General features: G+C 34.8%; 19 protein-coding genes. 5 read left to right on the forward strand and 14 right to left on the reverse strand.

Annotated features, from left to right (window positions below; genetic code table 11):
* Positions 1–47: 47 nt before the first annotated feature.
* Positions 48–779, reverse strand: a complete 732-nt coding sequence (rluF, locus tag HCN53_RS00090) for a 23S rRNA pseudouridine(2604) synthase RluF (RefSeq protein ID WP_167341603.1) — start codon at positions 777–779, stop codon at positions 48–50.
* Between the two features lie 101 nt (positions 780–880).
* Between rluF and HCN53_RS00095 the strand changes: the two genes are divergently transcribed.
* A complete protein-coding gene (locus HCN53_RS00095) occupies positions 881–1,324 on the forward strand; it encodes a hypothetical protein (protein ID WP_240919364.1) in 444 nt (147 codons plus the stop codon).
* Between the two features lie 28 nt (positions 1,325–1,352).
* Complete coding sequence (locus tag HCN53_RS00100; RefSeq protein WP_167341604.1) at positions 1,353–1,793, forward strand: hypothetical protein; 441 nt, start codon at positions 1,353–1,355, stop codon at positions 1,791–1,793.
* On the opposite strand, the gene HCN53_RS00105 is transcribed toward HCN53_RS00100, so the two are convergent.
* The 3 genes from HCN53_RS00105 to HCN53_RS00115 all read right to left on the reverse strand — a co-directional run bounded on the left by HCN53_RS00105 (position 1,790) and on the right by HCN53_RS00115 (position 3,795).
* Positions 1,790–2,254 (reverse strand): hypothetical protein, encoded by a 465-nt coding sequence (locus tag HCN53_RS00105; RefSeq protein ID WP_105018495.1) that lies wholly within the window; start codon positions 2,252–2,254, stop codon positions 1,790–1,792. The two genes, HCN53_RS00100 and HCN53_RS00105, sit on opposite strands and share 4 nt — an antisense overlap.
* On the reverse strand, positions 2,254–2,721 hold the full coding sequence (locus HCN53_RS00110; protein ID WP_042278968.1) for a hypothetical protein: 468 nt from the start codon (positions 2,719–2,721) through the stop codon (positions 2,254–2,256). The genes HCN53_RS00105 and HCN53_RS00110 overlap by 1 nt, the downstream gene beginning before the upstream one ends.
* 99 nt (positions 2,722–2,820) lie before the next feature.
* A complete protein-coding gene (locus tag HCN53_RS00115) occupies positions 2,821–3,795 on the reverse strand; it encodes a fasciclin domain-containing protein (protein WP_085774289.1) in 975 nt (324 codons plus the stop codon).
* Positions 3,796–3,961: 166 nt separating this feature from the next.
* On the opposite strand from HCN53_RS00115, the gene mnmA reads away from it, so the two are divergent.
* On the forward strand, positions 3,962–5,158 hold the full coding sequence (gene mnmA / locus HCN53_RS00120; RefSeq protein ID WP_167341605.1) for a tRNA 2-thiouridine(34) synthase MnmA: 1,197 nt from the start codon (positions 3,962–3,964) through the stop codon (positions 5,156–5,158).
* Between the two features lies 1 nt (position 5,159).
* Positions 5,160–6,722: a S8 family serine peptidase gene (locus tag HCN53_RS00125; protein ID WP_167341606.1), complete on the forward strand. Its 1,563-nt coding sequence runs from the start codon at positions 5,160–5,162 to the stop codon at positions 6,720–6,722.
* 5 nt (positions 6,723–6,727) lie between these two features.
* On the opposite strand, the gene pyrF is transcribed toward HCN53_RS00125, so the two are convergent.
* The 10 genes from pyrF to HCN53_RS00175 form a co-directional block, all read right to left on the reverse strand.
* Positions 6,728–7,537 (reverse strand): orotidine-5'-phosphate decarboxylase, encoded by an 810-nt coding sequence (gene pyrF / locus HCN53_RS00130; RefSeq protein ID WP_167341607.1) that lies wholly within the window; start codon positions 7,535–7,537, stop codon positions 6,728–6,730.
* 79 nt (positions 7,538–7,616) lie between these two features.
* On the reverse strand, positions 7,617–8,693 hold the full coding sequence (gene prfA, locus HCN53_RS00135; protein ID WP_060522983.1) for a peptide chain release factor 1: 1,077 nt from the start codon (positions 8,691–8,693) through the stop codon (positions 7,617–7,619).
* Positions 8,694–8,770: 77 nt separating this feature from the next.
* The gene (locus HCN53_RS00140) at positions 8,771–9,949 is read right to left on the reverse strand and encodes an AIR synthase related protein (protein WP_167341608.1); all 1,179 of its coding nucleotides are present in this window, start codon (positions 9,947–9,949) and stop codon (positions 8,771–8,773) included.
* Between the two features lie 164 nt (positions 9,950–10,113).
* Entirely contained in the window at positions 10,114–12,300 is a 2,187-nt protein-coding gene (locus HCN53_RS00145) for a glutamine synthetase III (RefSeq protein ID WP_060522981.1), read from the reverse strand.
* 116 nt (positions 12,301–12,416) lie between these two features.
* Complete coding sequence (locus tag HCN53_RS00150) at positions 12,417–13,370, reverse strand: calcium/sodium antiporter (RefSeq protein WP_167341609.1); 954 nt, start codon at positions 13,368–13,370, stop codon at positions 12,417–12,419.
* Between the two features lie 41 nt (positions 13,371–13,411).
* A complete protein-coding gene (locus HCN53_RS00155; protein ID WP_105018502.1) occupies positions 13,412–14,440 on the reverse strand; it encodes a hypothetical protein in 1,029 nt (342 codons plus the stop codon).
* 2 nt (positions 14,441–14,442) lie between these two features.
* Complete coding sequence (locus tag HCN53_RS00160; protein ID WP_167341610.1) at positions 14,443–16,476, reverse strand: S41 family peptidase; 2,034 nt, start codon at positions 16,474–16,476, stop codon at positions 14,443–14,445.
* Between the two features lie 153 nt (positions 16,477–16,629).
* Positions 16,630–17,322 (reverse strand): DUF2490 domain-containing protein, encoded by a 693-nt coding sequence (locus HCN53_RS00165; RefSeq protein ID WP_105018504.1) that lies wholly within the window; start codon positions 17,320–17,322, stop codon positions 16,630–16,632.
* Between the two features lie 57 nt (positions 17,323–17,379).
* The gene (locus HCN53_RS00170) at positions 17,380–18,009 is read right to left on the reverse strand and encodes a phosphoribosyl-AMP cyclohydrolase (RefSeq protein ID WP_105018505.1); all 630 of its coding nucleotides are present in this window, start codon (positions 18,007–18,009) and stop codon (positions 17,380–17,382) included.
* Positions 18,010–18,373: 364 nt separating this feature from the next.
* Positions 18,374–19,099 (reverse strand): SUMF1/EgtB/PvdO family nonheme iron enzyme, encoded by a 726-nt coding sequence (locus tag HCN53_RS00175; RefSeq protein ID WP_235783981.1) that lies wholly within the window; start codon positions 19,097–19,099, stop codon positions 18,374–18,376.
* A 186-nt stretch (positions 19,100–19,285) separates the two neighbouring features.
* On the opposite strand from HCN53_RS00175, the gene fsa reads away from it, so the two are divergent.
* Positions 19,286–19,942 carry a fructose-6-phosphate aldolase gene (fsa, locus tag HCN53_RS00180; RefSeq protein WP_167341612.1) on the forward strand — a complete coding sequence of 219 codons (657 nt, stop codon included), beginning with the start codon at positions 19,286–19,288 and terminating at the stop codon, positions 19,940–19,942.
* Positions 19,943–19,971 lie beyond the last annotated feature (29 nt).

The following is a 19,971-nucleotide window of genomic DNA, read 5'->3' on the forward strand; positions in this document are numbered from 1 at the left end:
GATATATAAAAATCAAAACCAGCTTAATAGCTGGTTTTGATTTTTTATTATTCGAACGTCTTAGTACTACCTGCGGTAAGTCGTCTTATTTCAGATAATTCTTCTTTAGTTAGGTCGCGATATTGTCCCACAGGAATATCCAGACTCACGTTCATGATTCGTATTCTTTTAAGCTTAGTAACTCTATACCCCAAATATTCACACATACGGCGTATTTGTCTATTGAGTCCTTGCGTGAGAACAATTCTAAAACTTTTTTTTCCTAATTGTTCTACTTCGCATTCTCTGGTAACCGTATCAAGGATGGGAACACCACTTGCCATTCTTTTTATAAAACGGTCGGTTATCGTGTGATTTACATGAACTATATACTCTTTTTCATGACCGTTGCGAGCTCTTAAAATCTTATTTACAATGTCACCATCGTTAGTCAAAAAAATAAGCCCTTCACTCATTTTATCTAATCTACCTATAGGAAAAATACGAGTAGGATAATTTATATAGTCAATAATATTATCCTTTTCTACACGAGTATCTGTCGTACAAACAATTCCTACCGGCTTGTGTAATGCTATATAAACTGGTTTTTCTTTTTTACTACTTACTTTTTCACCATCAACGGCAACTTCATCACCAGGCAGTACTTTTGTTCCCATTTCAGGTACTTGACCATTAATAGTAATGCGTTGCTGTTCGATTAGTTTATCGGCTGCACGTCGTGAACAAAACCCTTGCTCACTGAGATACTTATTTATTCTTATTCCTTCCTCTTGTGACATGTTGCAAAGGTAGTGAAGTGCTATAATTAACTTTTGCTTGAGAGTTTAATCTTAGCTGGTTTGTAACATATTTACGTGATTTAATACTGATAAAATAAAAAATGCATCAATCAGGAACACAAACAGCGCATGGTTCCAACCAACCGCAAAATTATAGACCTAGCCAACAACATGATCAGGTTAATTTATTCAGTACCTTGTTTTTAGTAAAGGGAATCTTAAACTTACTATTGTCCTTATTGTTTTTGATTTATATAGGATTAGGAAGTTTTATGACTTTTATTCCAATAGAAAATCAAGAAACTCCTTTTAATCCAGGAATTATTTTTACAGTTGTTGGTATTATTGGATTAGTAATTTGTATCGTATTTGGGATCTTAACTATAAAAGCTTCTAATAATCTTAAAAAGAGAAAAGGATATACCTTTATTATAGTTATGGCAGTATTAAATGCACTTACAGGAGTTCTGGGTATTTTACTGTGTGTATTTACTATTATTGAAATTAGTAAACCACATATTAAAACAACTTTTGAGGATAGTTAGTTATAAAATTAAATCACTTTAATTCTATATGGAAAACCAGTTAAAAATATATTATAAACCATCAGTTTTATACAACAATAGAATGATTGCGCTATTATTTATGGGATTGGGATTAATTCTATTTATAATCTCATTGATTTTTGATGATGCTAAGGATATAAGCTGGTTTAGTATAGGTTTGGGTGAATTTATTGTTGGTATATTGATGTTTGCATACCATAAATACGAGGTGTACAAACAGTATTTGACCCTTACAGAAACGAGTATAAAAAAGAATACTCTATTTGGTAAAGAAGTACAATTTAAAGATGTTAATCAGGTTAAGGAGTTTGCAAATGAGATTACTGTTATCTCTAAAAGCTCTCAAATTGTCATAGATACTGAAATTATACAACCCGAATCATTGAAAAGATTAAAAAAAGCATTGCATCACAAAGGATTGTCAATAAATAAGATTGAGGTAAATTAATTTGCTCTTTTATTAATATCAGCTATTATTTTCAGATGATGATGAGTATGAATACGCAAAAATCTTAAAGTTTGTTTCTTATTTAAATCTTTAAATAGTGGATGATTAAAATGAGCTTTCTTGTGAGTGTTTTCACTTTTTGACAACAAAACTTGTATTGATTCTAGTCTTTTCAATAAGTCATCTTTTGAAATCTCTGGCAAGGGAACAACTTGTTTTGGAGCCTTACCTTTACCTCTTGGAATGTAACCAGTGAGCAATATTATTTTTTTCCAAAAATTAATTCTAGGTGAAAAGTCTTCTGGTTTGCTAGTGATTAAAGTTTCTAGAACGCCTTCAATTACTCTTAAACTATGATCAAGGTGCCAGTAGGTGCCTTTTTTTGAAACGCTAGCCGCAACTAAATTACCTTTATCCAGCTCTGTTGCTATAGTCTTTAATTGATCTTTAATACTCTTCATTAAAAAACATTTAGAATAATAAAATCTTTATCTTGAAAATGATAAGGTTCACCAGATTTCTTATTTCTTATTGCGACTCCTAGAGGAGATTTTAAACTCAATGCAAAATAACGTTGCTCATCTACCATTACCGCGCCTAGACCAGCGCTTATGTAGAAGATGCCGTTATGTAAAATGACTAAAGATCCAGTGGTAACTACATCCTGCTTTTTAAAAGGATCTATTTGTAAAAGTTCATTGAGTAAACGTTTACTAGTAACCAATTGTGAATCTATAAGATTTTCTTGGTTGTGAATCATAGCACGGCCAGTCTCATATTTATCGCCTGCGCTACTTTTGGTTTCGTTGTTTTTTGCGTCTTGTAAATCTGATAGCTGTTTAGTCAATCTATCAATTTGTTCACCTATAAGCATCATACACTTATGATGAATTTTTTCCTTAGTTTTTAAATAATCACCTTCATTCATGTAAAGTAAATATACTCAATTAACCCTTAAATGAGAAAAGGCCAGTGATTAAGCAATCACCGACCTTTTCAATCTACCAACCAAGGTTTTAAATATCTTCTATGGTCTTAGTACAAAGTCAATTGCGTGTACTACACCGTTAATACCTGTTACGTTTGTAACAATTACGTTAGTTTCAGTATTAGTTCCATCTGTAATTACTACACCATTTGTAGTATTGATAGTAAATGTTCCCATTGTTATTGGATCTACAACATCACCATCCATGATTGCCTCAGCTCTTACAGCTGCGCCAGATACTACATGATACAATAGAATATCACTCAAGTTATTTAATGCTAATACATCATTAATATTATTAAGCCCATCATTAGGATCTGCATCAATTAACGCTTGGAAAGCATCGTTTGTAGGAGCAAAAACAGTGAATGGTGGAGCAGGAGTTGCACTAGCATCTGTAGCAGATAATGCCGCAACTAAACCTTCTTGTGAAACTGCTGTAACTAAGTTACCGAAAGCTGGATTGTAAACAGCAAGATCAGCAACTGTAGGTAAAGGAATAACTGCATCCATTACGTGCACTACACCATTATCAACTTCTATATTTACTTGAGCAGTGTCAATTGCTGCGTTATTTACGGTAAATGCTGATGCATCAATATAAGCATCTAAATTATTACCACTAGCATCAGTCGCCGAGGTTTTTACATAACCATCAACTAGATCACCACTTCTATTAACCGATCCTAAAACATGATTAAGAAGTACGTTTCTTAATACATCTGTTGGCACCGCATCTAGGCTTGCAAATCCATTAGCACTTAAAAAAGTAGCAAACGCCGTATCAGTTGGAGCAAATACGGTAAAAGTACCATTACCATCTAGAGTTGCATCTAGACCAGTTCTCTCTAATGCAGCTCTTAATGATGTGAAGTTTGAGTTTGAAACAGTTAGGTCGTAAGCACTGTTATTTGAGTCAATGATGTTATCGTCATCATCGTCACAAGAGGTTAAGGTAAGTGAAGCTATAGCAAGAAAGCTAAATAGCAATGATTTAAGGTTTAAGCTTTTCATGAGTATTATTTTTTAATTCATTTCAAAGAAACGAAAAGGTTTTCGTTATTTGTTTAATTATCTGTTAAAAAGATTAAACAAATTATAATAGAATCAAATTGAACCACTATAAAGAGAAAAGATACTAGAATGAGAACTGCACAAATAGTTGCATTATTTTTGCATCATGGCAAAAGTAGTAGTAGGACTTAGTGGTGGCGTAGATAGTAGCGTCGCTGCACACTTGTTAAAGGAACAAGGTCACGAAGTAATTGGTTTATTCATGAAGAATTGGCACGATGATTCTGTGACTATAAGTGATGAATGTCCTTGGTTGGAAGATTCAAATGACGCTATGCTAGTAGCGCAAAAGTTAGGAATACCTTTTCAAACGGTAGATTTAAGTGAGCAGTACAAAGAGCGCATTGTAAATTATATGTTTGACGAGTATGCAGCTGGTCGCACGCCTAACCCAGATGTACTTTGTAATCGTGAAATCAAATTTGATGTCTTTTTAGATATAGCTCTTGAGTTAGGAGCCGATTTTGTAGCAACTGGTCATTACTGTCAAAAAAGGACTAGTATGCTAGATGGTAAAGAAATTCACCACTTAGTCGCCGGTGCCGATCCTAATAAAGACCAAAGCTATTTCCTTTGTCAAGTATCTCAGGAGCAACTAGCACGTACTCTTTTTCCAATAGGTCACCTGCAAAAGCCCGAAGTTCGTGAAATAGCAGCCGCCCAAGACTTGATTACGGCTGGTAAAAAAGATTCTCAAGGACTTTGCTTTATTGGTAAAGTGCGTTTACCAGATTTTCTACAACAACAACTCAAACCTAAAGTAGGAGATATCGTAGAGGTACCAGCAAGTGTAAGCTTGCAAAAGTCGCAGGTGCCAGTTACCACTCTCGATAGTGACGATGAGGTTGATGTAATTACGCTTTCGCGAAAGCGTACCTATCAAAAAAATGATGGTAAAATAGTTGGTTCACATCAAGGAGCTCATTTTTTTACTCGTGGACAGCGTAGAGGTCTAGGAGTAGGAGGAACTCAAGAACCTTTGTTTGTGATTGAAACAGATGTAGAAACTAATACTATATATGTAGGTCAAAGTAAAAGTCATCCAGGTTTGTACCGTCGCGGCTTGTTTGTAAAAGAGAATGAAACGCACTGGATAAGACCAGACCTTGAAATAGCAGTAGGCGATAGTATGCCGGTGATGGCTCGCATACGTTACAGGCAAGAATTAGAACCTGCGATTTTGTATAGAAAAGAAAACGGATTGTACGTTATCTTTGATAATGAGCAAAGTGCCATATCTGCAGGTCAATTCGTAGCTTGGTACTTAGATTCAGAATGTATAGGATCTGGAGTAATCGCATAGTATGAAAAAATGGTTGTTAATCTTATTTTTAATAAGCTATGGGCTAGATGCCCAAGAATGGCACGCTTGGGTGTATTTTACTGATAAACCTAATGTTACTAGCTCCATTAACAACCCATCTACCATATTAACAGCTAGGGCCATAGCACGTAAAGCTAGACATGGAATTGTAATTGATCAACGAGACGTGCCTGTAAATCAACAATATGTAGTAGCAATTAAAAATGCTACGGGTATTTCATATAAGGCTCAATCAAAATGGTTTAATTGCGTACACGTTACTGGTGCCGAGTTAGATTTAAGAGCTTTAGAAAATTTGAGTTTTGTTGATAGAGTAGAGTTTGCAGATCCATCAAAAAGCAATTTATCCACATCTCAAGATAAATTTACCCGTATGTCCAGTGCTCCCTATACTTATGGGAACGCCCTGAATCAAATAGTAATGATGGGATTGGATAATTTGCACAATCAAGATTATACAGGAGATGGTGTACATGTTGCGGTGATGGATTCTGGTTTTCCTAATGTAGATAGTATGTCTGGTTTTTCACAATTAAGAGGTCAGAATGGTATTTTAGGAGGTTATGACTTTGTAGATAGAAACGCTACATATGCTGATGATCATTTTCACGGTACTTGGGTATTAAGTACTATGGCTGGTCACATAACCGGTCAATTTGAAGGAGCCGCTCCTAATGCAAGCTATTGGCTTTTTAGAACTGAGGAAGCAGCTCAAGAAACGCCAGCAGAATTATCCTATTGGGTAGCCGCTGCAGAACGTGCTGATTCTCTAGGAGTAGATGTGATCAATACTTCATTAGGTTATCTGGCATTTGATAACGCTTCAGAAAGCTTGACTTATAATGATATGGATGGTCAAACTAGCTTTGCATCACGTGGTGCAAACGTAGCTTTTGAAAAAGGAATGTTGGTGATTACAAGCGCTGGAAACTCAGGAAATTCGACTAATCATCCCTATATTTCTTCTCCTGCTGATGCATCAGGTGCAATCGCAGTAGGTGCTGTTGACGCTAGCAGTCAACGTACAGTATTTTCAAGCATAGGCCCTTCATTTGATAATCGAATAAAACCAGATCTTGCTGCTCAAGGTGGTAATACGGCTATAATAGATCACAATGATAATTTAAGAACTGCAAACGGTACAAGTTTTAGTAGTCCATTATTAGCTGGTGGCGTAGCTTGTTTACTAGAGGCATTTCCTAATTTGACTCCACAGCAGTTAAGAAGTGCACTAGAACAAAATGCTAGTCAATCTAACTCGCCCGATAATCTTCTGGGTTATGGTATTCCTGATTTTGGCTTACTTTTTCAAACTCTTTCTCAACTAGATCAATCTACCCAGGAAGTTAAATGGCACGTAGTGAATCAACACCTTTATTTGGATAAAGAATTATACCCTCAAATTCAAATATACTCTATTCAAGGACAGCTGTTAATAGATGCTGAAAATTCTGGCAGTATAGTTTTAACGGCTTTATCCAAAGGGGTTTACCTTCTTAAAGTTGATGAGAGTGGTAAGTGGTTAAAAATCGTTAATAAATAAATTAACTACAACAGATTAGCCATTTGCAATTGTAGTTGCTGCGCTTTATCGCGGGCAGCTTTTTCAAAATCCTCATTTGATGACGCGTATATTATTCCTCTAGAGCTGTTTATAAGCAATCCTACATTTGAAGACTTTCCATATTTAACAACATCTTCAAGAGAACCACCTTGTGCACCTACACCTGGTACAAGTAGGAATGAATTTGGAATGATTTTTCTAATATCGGTTAGGTACACAGCTTTGGTAGCTCCTACAACATACATTAATCTATCACTATTATCGTATTGAGAGGCAGTCTGTAGTACTTGTTGATACAACGGCACACCATCTACTTGCTTAGTTTGAAAATCAAAAGCTCCTTGATTTGAAGTAAGAGCAAGGAGAATTGCGTATTTATTATTGAACTGTAAAAATGGTTCAACTGAATCTTTACCCATATAGGGTGCAATGGTAACACTATCAAATTCTAAATCTTCGAAAAAAGCTTTGGCATATCTTGTTGAGGTATTCCCAATATCTCCACGTTTAGCGTCGGCGATGGTAAAGTGATTAGGATAGTTTTCATTAAGATAATTAATTGTTTTTTGTAAAGCTTGCCAACCTTTTACGCCATAGGCTTCAAAGAATGCAGTATTAGGTTTATAGGCTACACATAAATCATGTGTGGCGTCTATTATCGCCTTAGAAAATTCAAAAATAGGATCTTCTTTTTCTAATAAATGCGGTGGGATTTTATCTAAATCAACATCCAACCCTATACATAGGAATGATTTCTTTTTGTGAATTTCGTTGGTAAGTTGCTCTAGAGTCATTAGTTATGGTTTTTGATAAAGTCTGTTGAATTGATTTGCCTTGGTAGAAAGCATTGTATTTAAAAAAGTAAAGGATGGGTTATAGCCCATCCTCACTCATTTTCATTTTTTCTGTATTATCAACTAATTGTAATTCGTCAATAATTTTTTGAATATCACCGTTGATGATGTTATCAAGATCATAGAGCGTCAAATTAATTCTATGATCCGTCACACGTCCTTGTGGATAATTATAGGTTCTAATTTTTGCACTACGGTCACCGCTACTTACCATACTTTTACGGCGTTCAGAGTCGGCTTCCATTTTCTTTGCAAGTTCCATTTCATAAAGCCTAGATCTCAATACCTTCAAAGCTTTTTCTAGGTTTTTATGTGAGGATTTTTGATCCTGACAGCTTACAATCATTCCGGTAGGTTCGTGGTGTAATTTAATGGCACTGTATGTAGTGTTTACCGATTGTCCACCAGGTCCTGTTGAGGTAGTACGCTCAATACGAACCTCAGTCATATCTAGTTCTACATCAAACTCCTCAGCCTCTGGTAATACCATTACGGTTGCAGCACTTGTATGAACCCTACCTTGTGTTTCAGTTTGTGGAACTCGTTGTACACGATGTACACCAGCTTCAAACTTAAGAGTTCCATATACGTCCTCACCATTTACTTCAAAAATGATTTCTTTATAACCACCACTTGTACCTTCACTCACATCCATAACACTAGTACTCCAGCCTTTGCTAGAGCAGTATTTCTCGTACATGCGGTATAGGTCACCTGCAAAAATACTAGCTTCATCACCACCAGTTCCTGCTCTTATTTCCATTACTGCATTCTTGGCATCTTCTGGATCTTTAGGAATAAGCATCATGCGTATTTCTTCCTCAAGCCCAGGAATAGCCTCTTTTGCTTCATCATGTTGCATTTGAGCCATTTCTACCATATCTGGATCACTTCCATCGGCAAGAATTTCTTTTGCCTCATCTAGATTTGCTACAAGGGTCATGTATTCCTCGCGCTTGTCCATCAATTTTTTGAGGTCTTTATATTCTTTAGTAAGTTGTACATATCGTTTTTGATCTGCTATTACATCAGGTTGAATGATCAAATCATTTACCTCGTCAAAACGATTTTTTACTATGTTTAATTTATCTATCATGGTCTATCTCAAGTCTTGCGAAAATAATCAAAATTCGCTCTAGTTGTAGTTATTACGCTTTCGCGAAAGCGTAATATTTAATACTCAAAAGTTCCAAACTCACTTTTTATGGTAAGTTTTTTCTTATCTGCTGCTTCAACTCGTCCAATAATTTGAGCATCCACATTAAAGGATTGGGAAATTTCAATGATTTGTTGTGCGATATCCTTATCTACATACAGTTCCATACGATGTCCCATATTAAAGACCTGGTACATTTCTTTCCAATCTGTGCCAGACTCTTCTTGAATCATTTTGAATAATGGTGGCAATTGGAACATATTGTCTTTTATGACATGTACGTTGTCTACAAAATGTAAAATTTTAGTTTGAGCGCCACCGCTGCAGTGTACCATCCCGTGAATGGAGGATTTATTTACATCGCTAAGAATTTTTTTGATAATAGGAGCGTAGGTTCTAGTAGGTGATAATACCAATTTCCCTGCGTCCAAAGGACTGTTTGCTACTTGATCGGTAAGTTCTTTACTGCCACTGTAAACTAAATCTTCAGGAACTGCAGGATCGTAACTTTCCTTAAATTTTGATGCTAGGGTTTTATTAAAAACATCGTGTCTTGCACTAGTAAGTCCGTTTGATCCCATACCACCATTGTATTCACTTTCATAGGTGGCTTGACCGAAACTCGCTAAACCTACTATGACGTCTCCTGGTTTAATATTTGCGTTGTCAATGACATCCTTGCGATTCATGCGTGCTGTTACTGTGGAATCCACGATAATGGTGCGTACTAGGTCGCCTACATCTGCTGTTTCACCACCAGTAGAAATAATTTCTACGCCGTGTTTTTTAAGGTCTTTAATGAGTTCCTCTGTACCGTTGATAATAGCGCTTATGACTTCGCCAGGTATGTTGTTTTTGTTTCTACCGATAGTGCTAGAAAGTAGAATATTATCGGTTGCACCTACACATAATAAATCATCAACATTCATTATAAGAGCATCTTGTGCAATACCTTTCCATACAGTGATGTCTCCAGTCTCTTTCCAATACATGTAGGCTAGGCTGGATTTTGTGCCAGCGCCGTCTGCGTGCATGATAAGGCAATGATCACTAGATCCCGTTAAATGATCTGGTACTATTTTACAAAAAGCTTTTGGGAATAATCCTTTGTCGACATTCTTAATAGCATTGTGAACGTCTTCTTTACCTGCGCTTACACCACGCTGTGCGTATCTTTTAGAAACATCTTGACTCATGTTGCAAAGGTACTATTAGTTAGGTTGTTTTTTAGTATGAGATCTTCAAGTAATTTGATAGATATAAAACAGTTATTAAAAGAAATATGATACCACTACCTTATATAACTTTTATAAAAAAGCCCCAGAAAATTTCTGGGGCTTTAAGAGTTATTAAAGAATTATTATCTAGTAAATAACAATTCTCTGTATTTAGTTAAAGGCCAGATCTCGTCGTCCACCAATAACTCTAATTTATCACAGTGATAACGTATAACGTCAAAGAATGGCTTTACATTATCGCAGTAAGCTGCGGCCGTTTTTTCAGCATTCTTTTCGTTATTTGCTTTTTTACGAGCATCGGTCATGTCAGTAATTCCTGCATTGATTTTTTCAATGTGTTCTGAAATTGACTCGATAATGTTCATTTGCTCTTTAGCAATCTTCTTGAAGTCCTTACCGTAAATTTCTTTTAAACCTTGAACGTTTTCAATTAAGGTGTTTTGATACTTTATAGCAGTAGGAATTACGTGGTTGCGTGCAATATCACCTAGAAGTCTACCTTCTATTTGAATGCGCATTGCGTATTCTTCTACCTCAATTTCATATCTAGCTTCACTTTCAACTTTGCTCATGATATTTAGTCTTTCAAACAGCTCAAGTGACTGTTTTGAGACTTTTGCTTTTAAGGCAGTAGGAGTAGTTTTATTATTACTTAAACCACGCTTTTTAGCTTCTTTCTCCCATGCATCACCATATCCATCACCTTCAAATCTAATCTTTTTAGAGTCTTTAATGTATTCTCTTAATACATTAAAAATAGCCTCATCTTTCTTAAGTTTTTTATCTTTAATTAAAGAGTCAACTTCTTGTTTAAATTCGATAAGCTGGTCTGCAACAATAGCATTAAGTACTGTCATTGGATTTGCACAGTTTGCAGTTGATCCTACGGCGCGCAATTCAAATTTATTTCCTGTGAATGCAAATGGTGAAGTACGGTTACGATCAGTGTTGTCTAATATTACTTCTGGTATTTTGCCTACAACATTAAGTTTAAGATCTGTTTTTTCTTGAGGAGAAAGTTTACCATCAGTAACTTTTTCAAGCTCGTCTAAAACGTTAGTTAATTGAGAACCGATGAATACTGATATAATAGCAGGTGGTGCTTCATTTGCACCCAGTCTGTGATCGTTAGAAGCACTAGCAATCGTTGCTCTAATAAGTTCTTCATGTTTATAAACTGCCTTGATGGTGTTTATAAAGAAAGTTAAGAACTGTAAGTTTTTCATAGGTGTCTTACCTGGTGATAATAAGTTTACACCTGTATTTGTAGCAAGAGACCAGTTATTGTGTTTTCCGCTACCGTTTACACCTGCGAAAGGTTTTTCATGGAAAAGAACCGTAAAACTGTGGCGAGCACTTACTTTTCTCATCACGTCCATTAGAAGCGAATTGTGATCTACTGCTAGATTTGCTTCTTCAAAAATAGGTGCTAATTCAAATTGATTAGGAGCTACTTCATTATGACGTGTTTTTACAGGTATACCTAAAAGCATACATTCAGTTTCAAGATCACGCATAAAATTCATCACTCTTGAAGGAATAGATCCAAAGTAATGATCATCTAATTGTTGTCCTTTGGCACTTGCATGACCTAAAAGAGTTCTACCAGCTAGAACTAGATCTGGGCGTGAATTTGCAAGAGCACTATCGATTAAGAAATATTCTTGTTCCCAACCTAAAGTTGCAGTAACCTTAGATACGTTCTTATCAAAATACTTACAAACGTCTGTTGCTGCTTGGTCTATCGTTTGTAACGATCTAAGTAAAGGTGTTTTATAATCCAGAGCTTCACCCGTATAAGCTACAAAAACTGTAGGGATACATAAAGTGGTACCCATGATAAATGCAGGAGATGTAGGATCCCAAGCTGTATATCCACGAGCTTCAAATGTATTACGAATACCACCATTTGGAAACGATGATGCATCTGGTTCTTGCTGTACTAATTGTCCACCACCGAATTTTTCAATCACTTCACCATCCATTTCCAATTCAAAAAAGGCGTCGTGTTTCTCAGCAGTTGCACCAGTTAATGGTTGAAACCAGTGTGTGTAGTGCGTAGCACCATTTTGTATAGCCCATTCCTTCATACCTGTAGAAATGTGGTCTGCTACCTCACGGCTTATTTTAGAACCGTTAGTCATTGCGTCTAAAACACTTTTAAAAGCTTCTTTAGTAAGGTGCTGTCTCATAGCAGCCTTATTGAAAACATGCTTTCCAAAAATCTCGCTACGTCTTGCTGGTTCATTAACTTGAACTGGTTTGCGATTCAAAGTTTCTTTGATCGCTTGAAATCTTAAAGTGGACATTTTAATAGATTTAATAAAAAATACAGTGCAAAAATACTATAATAATATAACACACCCCTAAAAAATTAGGGGTGTGTTATTAACAAAACGTTATTTTATTGTAGTAACCCTATTTTTTATAGGGATTGGTAGGCAAGGTAAATAAACAATACATAAAGGGATAATAAAACTATTCCCTTAATTCTTGTAAGAGTAAACCACTTAGGTAAATAAGCTAGTGGTAAAAGAATAAGTGCAAAGCCTAACATCCAAAATATATCATTGGACATTAAACTGGGAGCATCTTCTGGGACATTAATAGGAGTAATTAAAGCTGTAATACCTAACACTGAACCTATATTGAAAATATTTGAACCGATAAGATTACCTAGCGAGATTGCTTTCTCTTTTTTGAGAGCAGCAATGATGGATGCAGCAAGTTCTGGAACACTAGTACCTACAGCTACCATGCTTATACCTATTATACTTTTAGGTATATCTAATTTTTCAGCGATGTCAATTGCACCTGTAACTAACCATTCAGAGCCTTTCCATAAAGCCAGTCCGCCAATAGTTAAGAAAACAATGATTTTCCACCATTGACTTTCTTGCAATTCTTCATCCATTTCCTGAGAATCTCTATTACCTTTAGTTGCTCTTCTAATTAAAAGAACTAAGAACAATACGATAAGTCCTAATAATAGAAGTCCTTCCCATCGTTCCAGCATGTTTCCTGTGTAAAGGCATAAATAAAGTAAAATGCTAAAAAGAACCATCCATGGCCAATTAAATTTAAAGAAATCTTTTTCTATGGTCAAACTGGAAATAAGAGCCGTAACTCCTAATACTAACCCTATGTTTGCTACATTGGATCCTATAACGTTTCCTAATGATAAACCTGGAGATCCATTGAGAGCTGCTTGCACACTTACTATGAGTTCTGGAGCGCTAGTGGCAAATGACACTACCGTTAATCCTATTATCATTCTTGATAGATTTAGCTTTAAGGAAAGTCCAACTGAAGACCTTACCAAGAATTCACCACCTACAATAAGTGCTATTAAACCAAGAAATAGATAAAGTATACTCATAATAATTAGTAATCTTAATGATATGAAAGACTATCTATAGACTAGTCTTTAGGTATATGCTTTTGTACAAAGTTATCAAAAGAGTTGGCGATACTAGTATTAAACTTATTTGCATTATTCACAAGGCCGCTTTGCGCTTTATTATAAAGTTTAAGCTTTTTATTTACTTCATCAACTTTTTTATTAAAATCATCTACCATTTTCTTTGTCCTTTTGTTAGGACTAGTTTTATCTAGGGTTGTCTTTAACTTTTCAAAGTCTTTTTGATAAATAAGAAAATCAGTAATAGGGGCAATGTAAGTGTCGGCCATTTTAACGTAGTTCTTAAACGATTTATTTATCGCAAGAATCAATGATTTATCATTATTAAAACCCTTGTAAGTTTTTAATTTTTCAATACCGGCAAGAGCTTCTGTTTTAAGAGCATTGGCATTTTGTTGTAAGCCATTTACATCCTGTTTTTCTAGTGATTCAAATAAGTAGATCTCGTTTATTTTAACTTTAAAGTAGATTAGAAAAAGGTCGTTTTTATAATCAAATACTTCACCTGCCTTGCGCATTTTGTTCCCTAACTCAGATTCTTCATCGGTAAAGTTTATGTTGTTTTTATTTCCAAATTCTTTTACAGCCTTTTCGTATTGTAGTTCAACTTCGGCACTTTTTTCATCAAGAGCTTCTTGCGCTAGGATATAAGCTTCCATAGCATCATAAGATTCTTGAGCTATTTTTTCCAGATCAATTACTTTTTCAAATTCTTCATTCATGATATCAATCCTGAATTGCATGATTTTTAAAGTTTCATTTTTGTACTCATCTCCACCTACAGTTTCAGCTTTTTTAATTCTGTTCATAGAATTATTAATTGCTTTAATCAATTGCTGTTTTCTTTTTTGGATGGTTTTATCTCTCTTTGAATGGGCAACTGCTTGGGTAAGTTTCCAACTGCGTTTGGAAATGCTACGGTATTCCTTATTCATAAAGTTTAAGTATTCTCCCATGTCGTCGAATTGTTGCGCTTTCGCGAAAGCGAAACTTAAAAGAAAGAATAAGGTTACAAATAGTTTTTTCATAGTTAATTATTAAAGTTGGTTAATATGTGAATGCTTTCTTGCACGTAAGGATCGGAAGATAGTTGTAATTTAATTTCTTCATTGTACTCCTGATCAATAGAATTGTATTTTAATATTTCGGTAGTGCTTTCGTGATCTTCAACGGTGAACAACACATCAGTATAGGAAATCTCTAGTTCAGAAATTAATGAGGTTATTTCTTGATAATGTTTGAATACACTTTCCAATGTGAGATCAAATGATTTATGAAATAGTTGATCAAATTTTTCACGTTGAAGATTCATTTTTTTGAAAACATCATTGTTCATTGTTCTTTTTGTGGATGAGGAAATGATGTGATCTAAATCTAAAGGTGCTTTAACGGGAATTCTACTTGCTGCTTGTACATCGGGAACTTCAAACGGTTGGGTGAAACTGGGAGCATGTGCTGTTGTACTTGTTCCATCGGGCAGCGCTACATCTGGAGTAATTCCTTTCTCATTATGTGACTTGCCGTAGATATTATAAAATGCTCCAGTGGTGAGTTTCATGAAACCGTCCTTGGGTTCATCCTCATTAACAGGTAGGACAACTTGCATTGTAGATTTACCATAAGTTGTTGAGCCTACAATAACACCGCGATTATAGTCTTTCATAACATTAGTAAACAATTCTGATGCAGAGGCACTGTATTTATTTACAAGGATCACTAGTGGTCCACTGTAAGCAGCTCCTCGATTAAAATCCTTAAGGATTATAGGCTCTTCTTGATCGGTAGTATTGATTATCGATACTGGACCACGATTGATGAATAGACCTGCAAAGTCTACTGCTTCTTTTAATGATCCACCACCATTGAATCTTAAATCAATTATCAATCCTGTGATGTTTGATTGGATAAGCTTGTAAATTTCGGCAGCAGCATCATTTGCCATTCCCAATCCATCAGGCTTTTCTAAATCTGTATAAAAGCTGTTGATTTTGAGATATCCTATGGATCTATCGTTTAATAAGTAACCTCTTAGAAAATTTGAAATCACAGGTAGTTCCCTTTTGTTAATAGTAGTTTCTTTTTGGTTACCATCTTTATCTTGTGTAATTAGGGTAATTGATTCTTGTGCCTCACTGTTGATTTTTTGATTTATTTCTGAGTTTGATAAACAATTAAAATCAAGTTCGACGTCTTCTGTTTTAATTGAAACCACTACATCGTTCTCCTCGGGTAACTTAGTTTTTTCATTTAAACCTGTGGATAGTAGTTCGCCAACTACCAGTTTGTTTGCCAGATTATCATCTTTTCTTAAAGAAATTCCAAAACTTTCTTGATTAAGACTAACATCTTTTTCAAAAGACTCCTTTTCATTGATGGTAAAGTATCTTGTGTGCTTATCCTGAGATAAGCCTATTGCATTAAGAAAACTTGCTTCAACCTTACGTTTTATTTCTATAGGATTATTGATTAAATATTCTAACTGGCAAATAGATTCGTTTACTGCGTTAATCCGATGCTCAGATTCATGTTCTGAGAATTTTTCTAGAGCGATGTCAAGCTCTTTAAAATTTGCTGAATGAGAAAAGAAAATGGATAATTTCAATTGTTTTGTCCAAACATTTTCTAATTCATTTTTTGGTATCCAATAATTCTCAAGATTTTTTCTTCTTTTTACTTGTTCAATCGATGTGTAATCTGGTTTGGTGGTAAGAAACCTTGTAAGAAAATCGTGCTTTTTGATTATGGATTGTAGCATCAAGCTCTCATAAAACTTGATATTGATGCAATCTAAGTTAATTAGAGAATTGAAATCTGCTTGTGCTTGATCTTGAATTAATTCAGACTGTTCTGAGCTTAGGAGTATATGGTCCTCGTCAAGTTGATTGACCAAAATTGTAGCCGCGCTAAGATTCCAGTTTTTCTCTTTGAACTGTGGATTGTAATGATGTTGTTCTATTAAATCAATAACTCGTTTTGATCTCTGACAAAATTCAATTTGAGATTCAATGAATTGTACGTTAAAAAAAAGGACAATAAAGAGAGGAGTGAAAAAGGTTGGCTTCATGTTTTTCAAGGCTACAAATTTTGCAATTTGAAGTCTTCTATAGGTTGGTTAAAAACCAAAAATAAGGTATTTATAAAAATTTTCGCTTAGTGAGTTTATAGGCAAGATGAAAAAAAAGGAACACTAGAGCTGACCGGTGTTCCTTATGTGAAATTAGAAACTATGATGTAAACTGAACTGTAATTGACCTTTTTGCCAATTTACAGTGGTTTGTTCCATAAAACCAATTTGTGCTCTAAGATTGTTTGAGATAGAATAACCCATTCCTATGTAGGTACGATTGCGGTCAAAGAATTGGACACTGCGACCATTTCCAATTTTACGTTCACCATTTATAAAAATCTCATTGTAAAAAGCTGTATAAATGGCTCCTTTACTTAGATTTTTCTTATTCCATGGTATGTTAACAAATAGATTATAACGATATCTTGTTCTAAAATCTTGATTCTCTACCCATCGCTGCTCATATCTTATGCGATGCGTAAGTAATAATCTGTTGAAGAGAGATTGGTTAAACAAGGCTTCTTGATATATCCTGTTTTCAGAAACAGGCGCGTCTATATCGGTCCCAAAGCGTCCCGTTGTAATATTGGCATATCCTAAGGTAAGTTTAACACCACTATCCTTTGGGGTATATGTAACTCCTGTTCTTAATAACAATTGTTCTCGATCGCCTAAACCTCTCCAGTCACGATATTGGTAGTCACCTTGAAGACCCCAATTCGATTCTTTAAATTCTGTATTCCAGAAATACATGTACCAAGCACCTAGTTGATCTTCATCGGGACCTTGTGCATAAGCAGAGAAAGAGAGTAGTAATACTAATAGAAAGATAATTTTTTTCATAGGAAAATATTGAGAACAACCCAGTCATGTCGTGACTGGGTTGTTTAAAAGTATAAATTAATTAGGATTATATGGTAAAGAGGACTGGTGAGCTACAATTCTTAGTTTTCCAGTTTTATCCTTTACATAAGCAAATGTATACTCCACTTTAGTTGTTGATCCTTGAAGGTCTGTAAAATAATAGTTACCCATGGCAATTGCCATTCTACAACTGTTGTTTATAATTCCAGTATTATCAAAGGTAACTTTATTATACGGCTTTATAGCAAATCCTTTGTCCTCTGGGTAAGCCTCATTACCTGCAACAAAATAGGATAAGGCAGCATCAAAGCTTGATCTAAATTGGTCATCCGACGCTAGAGTAGGTTTAAAAAGAACGCTACTTAGGTCGTAACCATACATGTCCTGTATAAAGTCTGCAGCTTCACCAGAGTAATCGCCTTGATCAGTATAGACTTTTCCTATTCTTACAATTCCCTGACCCCATAGTTTTTGAGCCTCTATAACTTCTCGTTCTGTAATACATTCATCCGAATAAAGTAAAGGATCGTGATCTGCGTTTGTGTTCAATGCTTCTTTCTGATTGTCCTCAGAATTTGTATTCATTGAATCATTTTGTGGATTTTGGCAATTGTAAAGAGCTATGAAACTCACTATTACAATCAGGTTTAAAAGTGTCTTTTTCATTTTTTTTAATTTTTGATGGTACAAATATCAGTCATGCTTTTATAAAAGATAGTAATACTATCATAAATGATTGTTTTACTTTTTGGTATAAAAGTAAATATTTGGTTGAGTTTTCCTTATTTATCAGCACTTTGTAGCATATAGGTTAAGAAGATATCTTACTTATTGATTTAACATTGGTTAATTAAATAGTTGGGAATGCATTAAATATTACGTTTAATAAGAGCTTCATCACGAATACTCTTGATTTTGTGAAGTGTTTAATTTTTGTTCTCAATTATTTATAAATGTAGATATTAACAAAAAAGGTCAGGCTAACTTTGACTGTAGTTGACCTGACCTTTTCAAATTAAGGAAGTTTAAATTATTCTACTTCACATATACATCTAAATCCATTTTGAAATTCTGATTTTTGATACACATTTGGTTCGTAATCAAATAAAGGATTGTATTCTCCGGTTTGTGCGTATTCATTTAATTCAAATATGAATAATTGATCATCATCTTGCATTCTTTTGAATTCGTGAAAATCACCATTATATCCATAAATCTGTTCTTTGTAACGTAATAATTTATATTCTCTATCTAATTTGTATTGAGCTGCCTTCATTTCGGCAACTGTAGGTAACCTATACGTTACTTTTGAAGGAAATCTATCTCTTTTGCGAGCATTTTTACTTCTTATAGCATAGACAGCATTTACCACATCTGTACGCCATTTACAATACATTTCAGCCTGTTCTTTATTAATTTGTACAACAGGATGCCATTGGTACCATGGTGCGCTGGTGTAATTATCGACATTAAGTTTGTTATTGATTAACTCAAAAGGGTTTTCATGGCTCATTGCCATATAAAGTCTAGTGTTACCTGACCATGGAATAAAAACGCTATCGGGTTTAACGCCATAACTAGGAAGGTTTTTTAGTTCTTCATGTCTTTTTAATGACCAGTAGTTTTCCAGATGATCTAAAAATTCATTGTACATTAAATTTGTGACCGGTACTTTATCTATATACAAGTTATCAGTAAGTTGTATCGTTCCAGGTGGAGTAGAAGGGTCAACCTCCAAAGGGTCATATTTATCCATGTTTTTATATCCACTGCAATTAATTAGTAGAAATAATATGGATAATAAACCTAGTTTATTAGTGATATTATATTTGATCATAAGTTGTTAAAAACAAAATATTAAAATTGCCTCAAAAATAGGGTATTAATAAAGTATTGAGCATTTTTGTAAACCTATTTATTCAACAACAAATAAACACCACAAATGAAGTTTTTTATTGACACTGCGAATCTAGATCAAATAGCTGAAGCTCAAGGTTTAGGGGTTCTTGACGGCGTAACTACCAATCCATCCCTTATGGCTAAGGAAGGTATTACTGGAGAACAAAATATTATCAATCATTACAAAGCAATTTGTGATATAGTAGATGGCTACGTAAGTGCCGAGGTTATTTCTACTGATTTTAAAGGTATGGTAGAAGAAGGTGAAAAACTTGCCGCGCTTAATGATCAAATAGTAGTTAAACTACCTATGATTAAGGACGGTGTAAAGGCTTGTAAATACTTTTCAGACAAAGGGATTAAAACAAACGTTACCTTAGTATTTTCTCCAGGTCAAGCTATTCTTGCAGCCAAGGCTGGTGCAACATATGTATCACCTTTTATTGGAAGGTTAGATGATATAAGTACAGATGGTCTTAACTTAATATCAGAAATCAGACATATATATGATAACTATGGGTTTGAAACTGAAATTCTAGCCGCTTCAGTGAGACATACTATGCACGTTATTGACTGTGCAAAAATAGGAGCTGATGTTATGACAGGTCCTCTTTCTTCAATTGAAGGACTTCTTAAACATCCTCTTACCGACATAGGATTAGAAAAATTTCTTGCTGATTACAAGAAAGGTAATTCTTAATAAGAAACTATAAAAAAAACCGAATCATT

Source organism: Nonlabens sp. SY33080 (genome assembly GCF_011784885.1).
GTDB classification, from domain to species: domain Bacteria; phylum Bacteroidota; class Bacteroidia; order Flavobacteriales; family Flavobacteriaceae; genus Nonlabens; species Nonlabens tegetincola.

Coding starts and splice junctions, on each gene's coding strand:
- rluF (WP_167341603.1), bottom strand. CDS start 779: ATGTCACAAGAGGAAGGAATAAGAATAAATAAGTATCTCAGTGAGCAA.
- HCN53_RS00095 (WP_240919364.1), top strand. CDS start 881: ATGCATCAATCAGGAACACAAACAGCGCATGGTTCCAACCAACCGCAA.
- HCN53_RS00100 (WP_167341604.1), top strand. CDS start 1,353: ATGGAAAACCAGTTAAAAATATATTATAAACCATCAGTTTTATACAAC.
- HCN53_RS00105 (WP_105018495.1), bottom strand. CDS start 2,254: ATGAAGAGTATTAAAGATCAATTAAAGACTATAGCAACAGAGCTGGAT.
- HCN53_RS00110 (WP_042278968.1), bottom strand. CDS start 2,721: ATGAATGAAGGTGATTATTTAAAAACTAAGGAAAAAATTCATCATAAG.
- HCN53_RS00115 (WP_085774289.1), bottom strand. CDS start 3,795: ATGAAAAGCTTAAACCTTAAATCATTGCTATTTAGCTTTCTTGCTATA.
- mnmA (WP_167341605.1), top strand. CDS start 3,962: ATGGCAAAAGTAGTAGTAGGACTTAGTGGTGGCGTAGATAGTAGCGTC.
- HCN53_RS00125 (WP_167341606.1), top strand. CDS start 5,160: ATGAAAAAATGGTTGTTAATCTTATTTTTAATAAGCTATGGGCTAGAT.
- pyrF (WP_167341607.1), bottom strand. CDS start 7,537: ATGACTCTAGAGCAACTTACCAACGAAATTCACAAAAAGAAATCATTC.
- prfA (WP_060522983.1), bottom strand. CDS start 8,693: ATGATAGATAAATTAAACATAGTAAAAAATCGTTTTGACGAGGTAAAT.
- HCN53_RS00140 (WP_167341608.1), bottom strand. CDS start 9,949: ATGAGTCAAGATGTTTCTAAAAGATACGCACAGCGTGGTGTAAGCGCA.
- HCN53_RS00145 (WP_060522981.1), bottom strand. CDS start 12,300: ATGTCCACTTTAAGATTTCAAGCGATCAAAGAAACTTTGAATCGCAAA.
- HCN53_RS00150 (WP_167341609.1), bottom strand. CDS start 13,370: ATGAGTATACTTTATCTATTTCTTGGTTTAATAGCACTTATTGTAGGT.
- HCN53_RS00155 (WP_105018502.1), bottom strand. CDS start 14,440: ATGAAAAAACTATTTGTAACCTTATTCTTTCTTTTAAGTTTCGCTTTC.
- HCN53_RS00160 (WP_167341610.1), bottom strand. CDS start 16,476: ATGAAGCCAACCTTTTTCACTCCTCTCTTTATTGTCCTTTTTTTTAAC.
- HCN53_RS00165 (WP_105018504.1), bottom strand. CDS start 17,322: ATGAAAAAAATTATCTTTCTATTAGTATTACTACTCTCTTTCTCTGCT.
- HCN53_RS00170 (WP_105018505.1), bottom strand. CDS start 18,009: ATGAAAAAGACACTTTTAAACCTGATTGTAATAGTGAGTTTCATAGCT.
- HCN53_RS00175 (WP_235783981.1), bottom strand. CDS start 19,099: ATGGATAAATATGACCCTTTGGAGGTTGACCCTTCTACTCCACCTGGA.
- fsa (WP_167341612.1), top strand. CDS start 19,286: ATGAAGTTTTTTATTGACACTGCGAATCTAGATCAAATAGCTGAAGCT.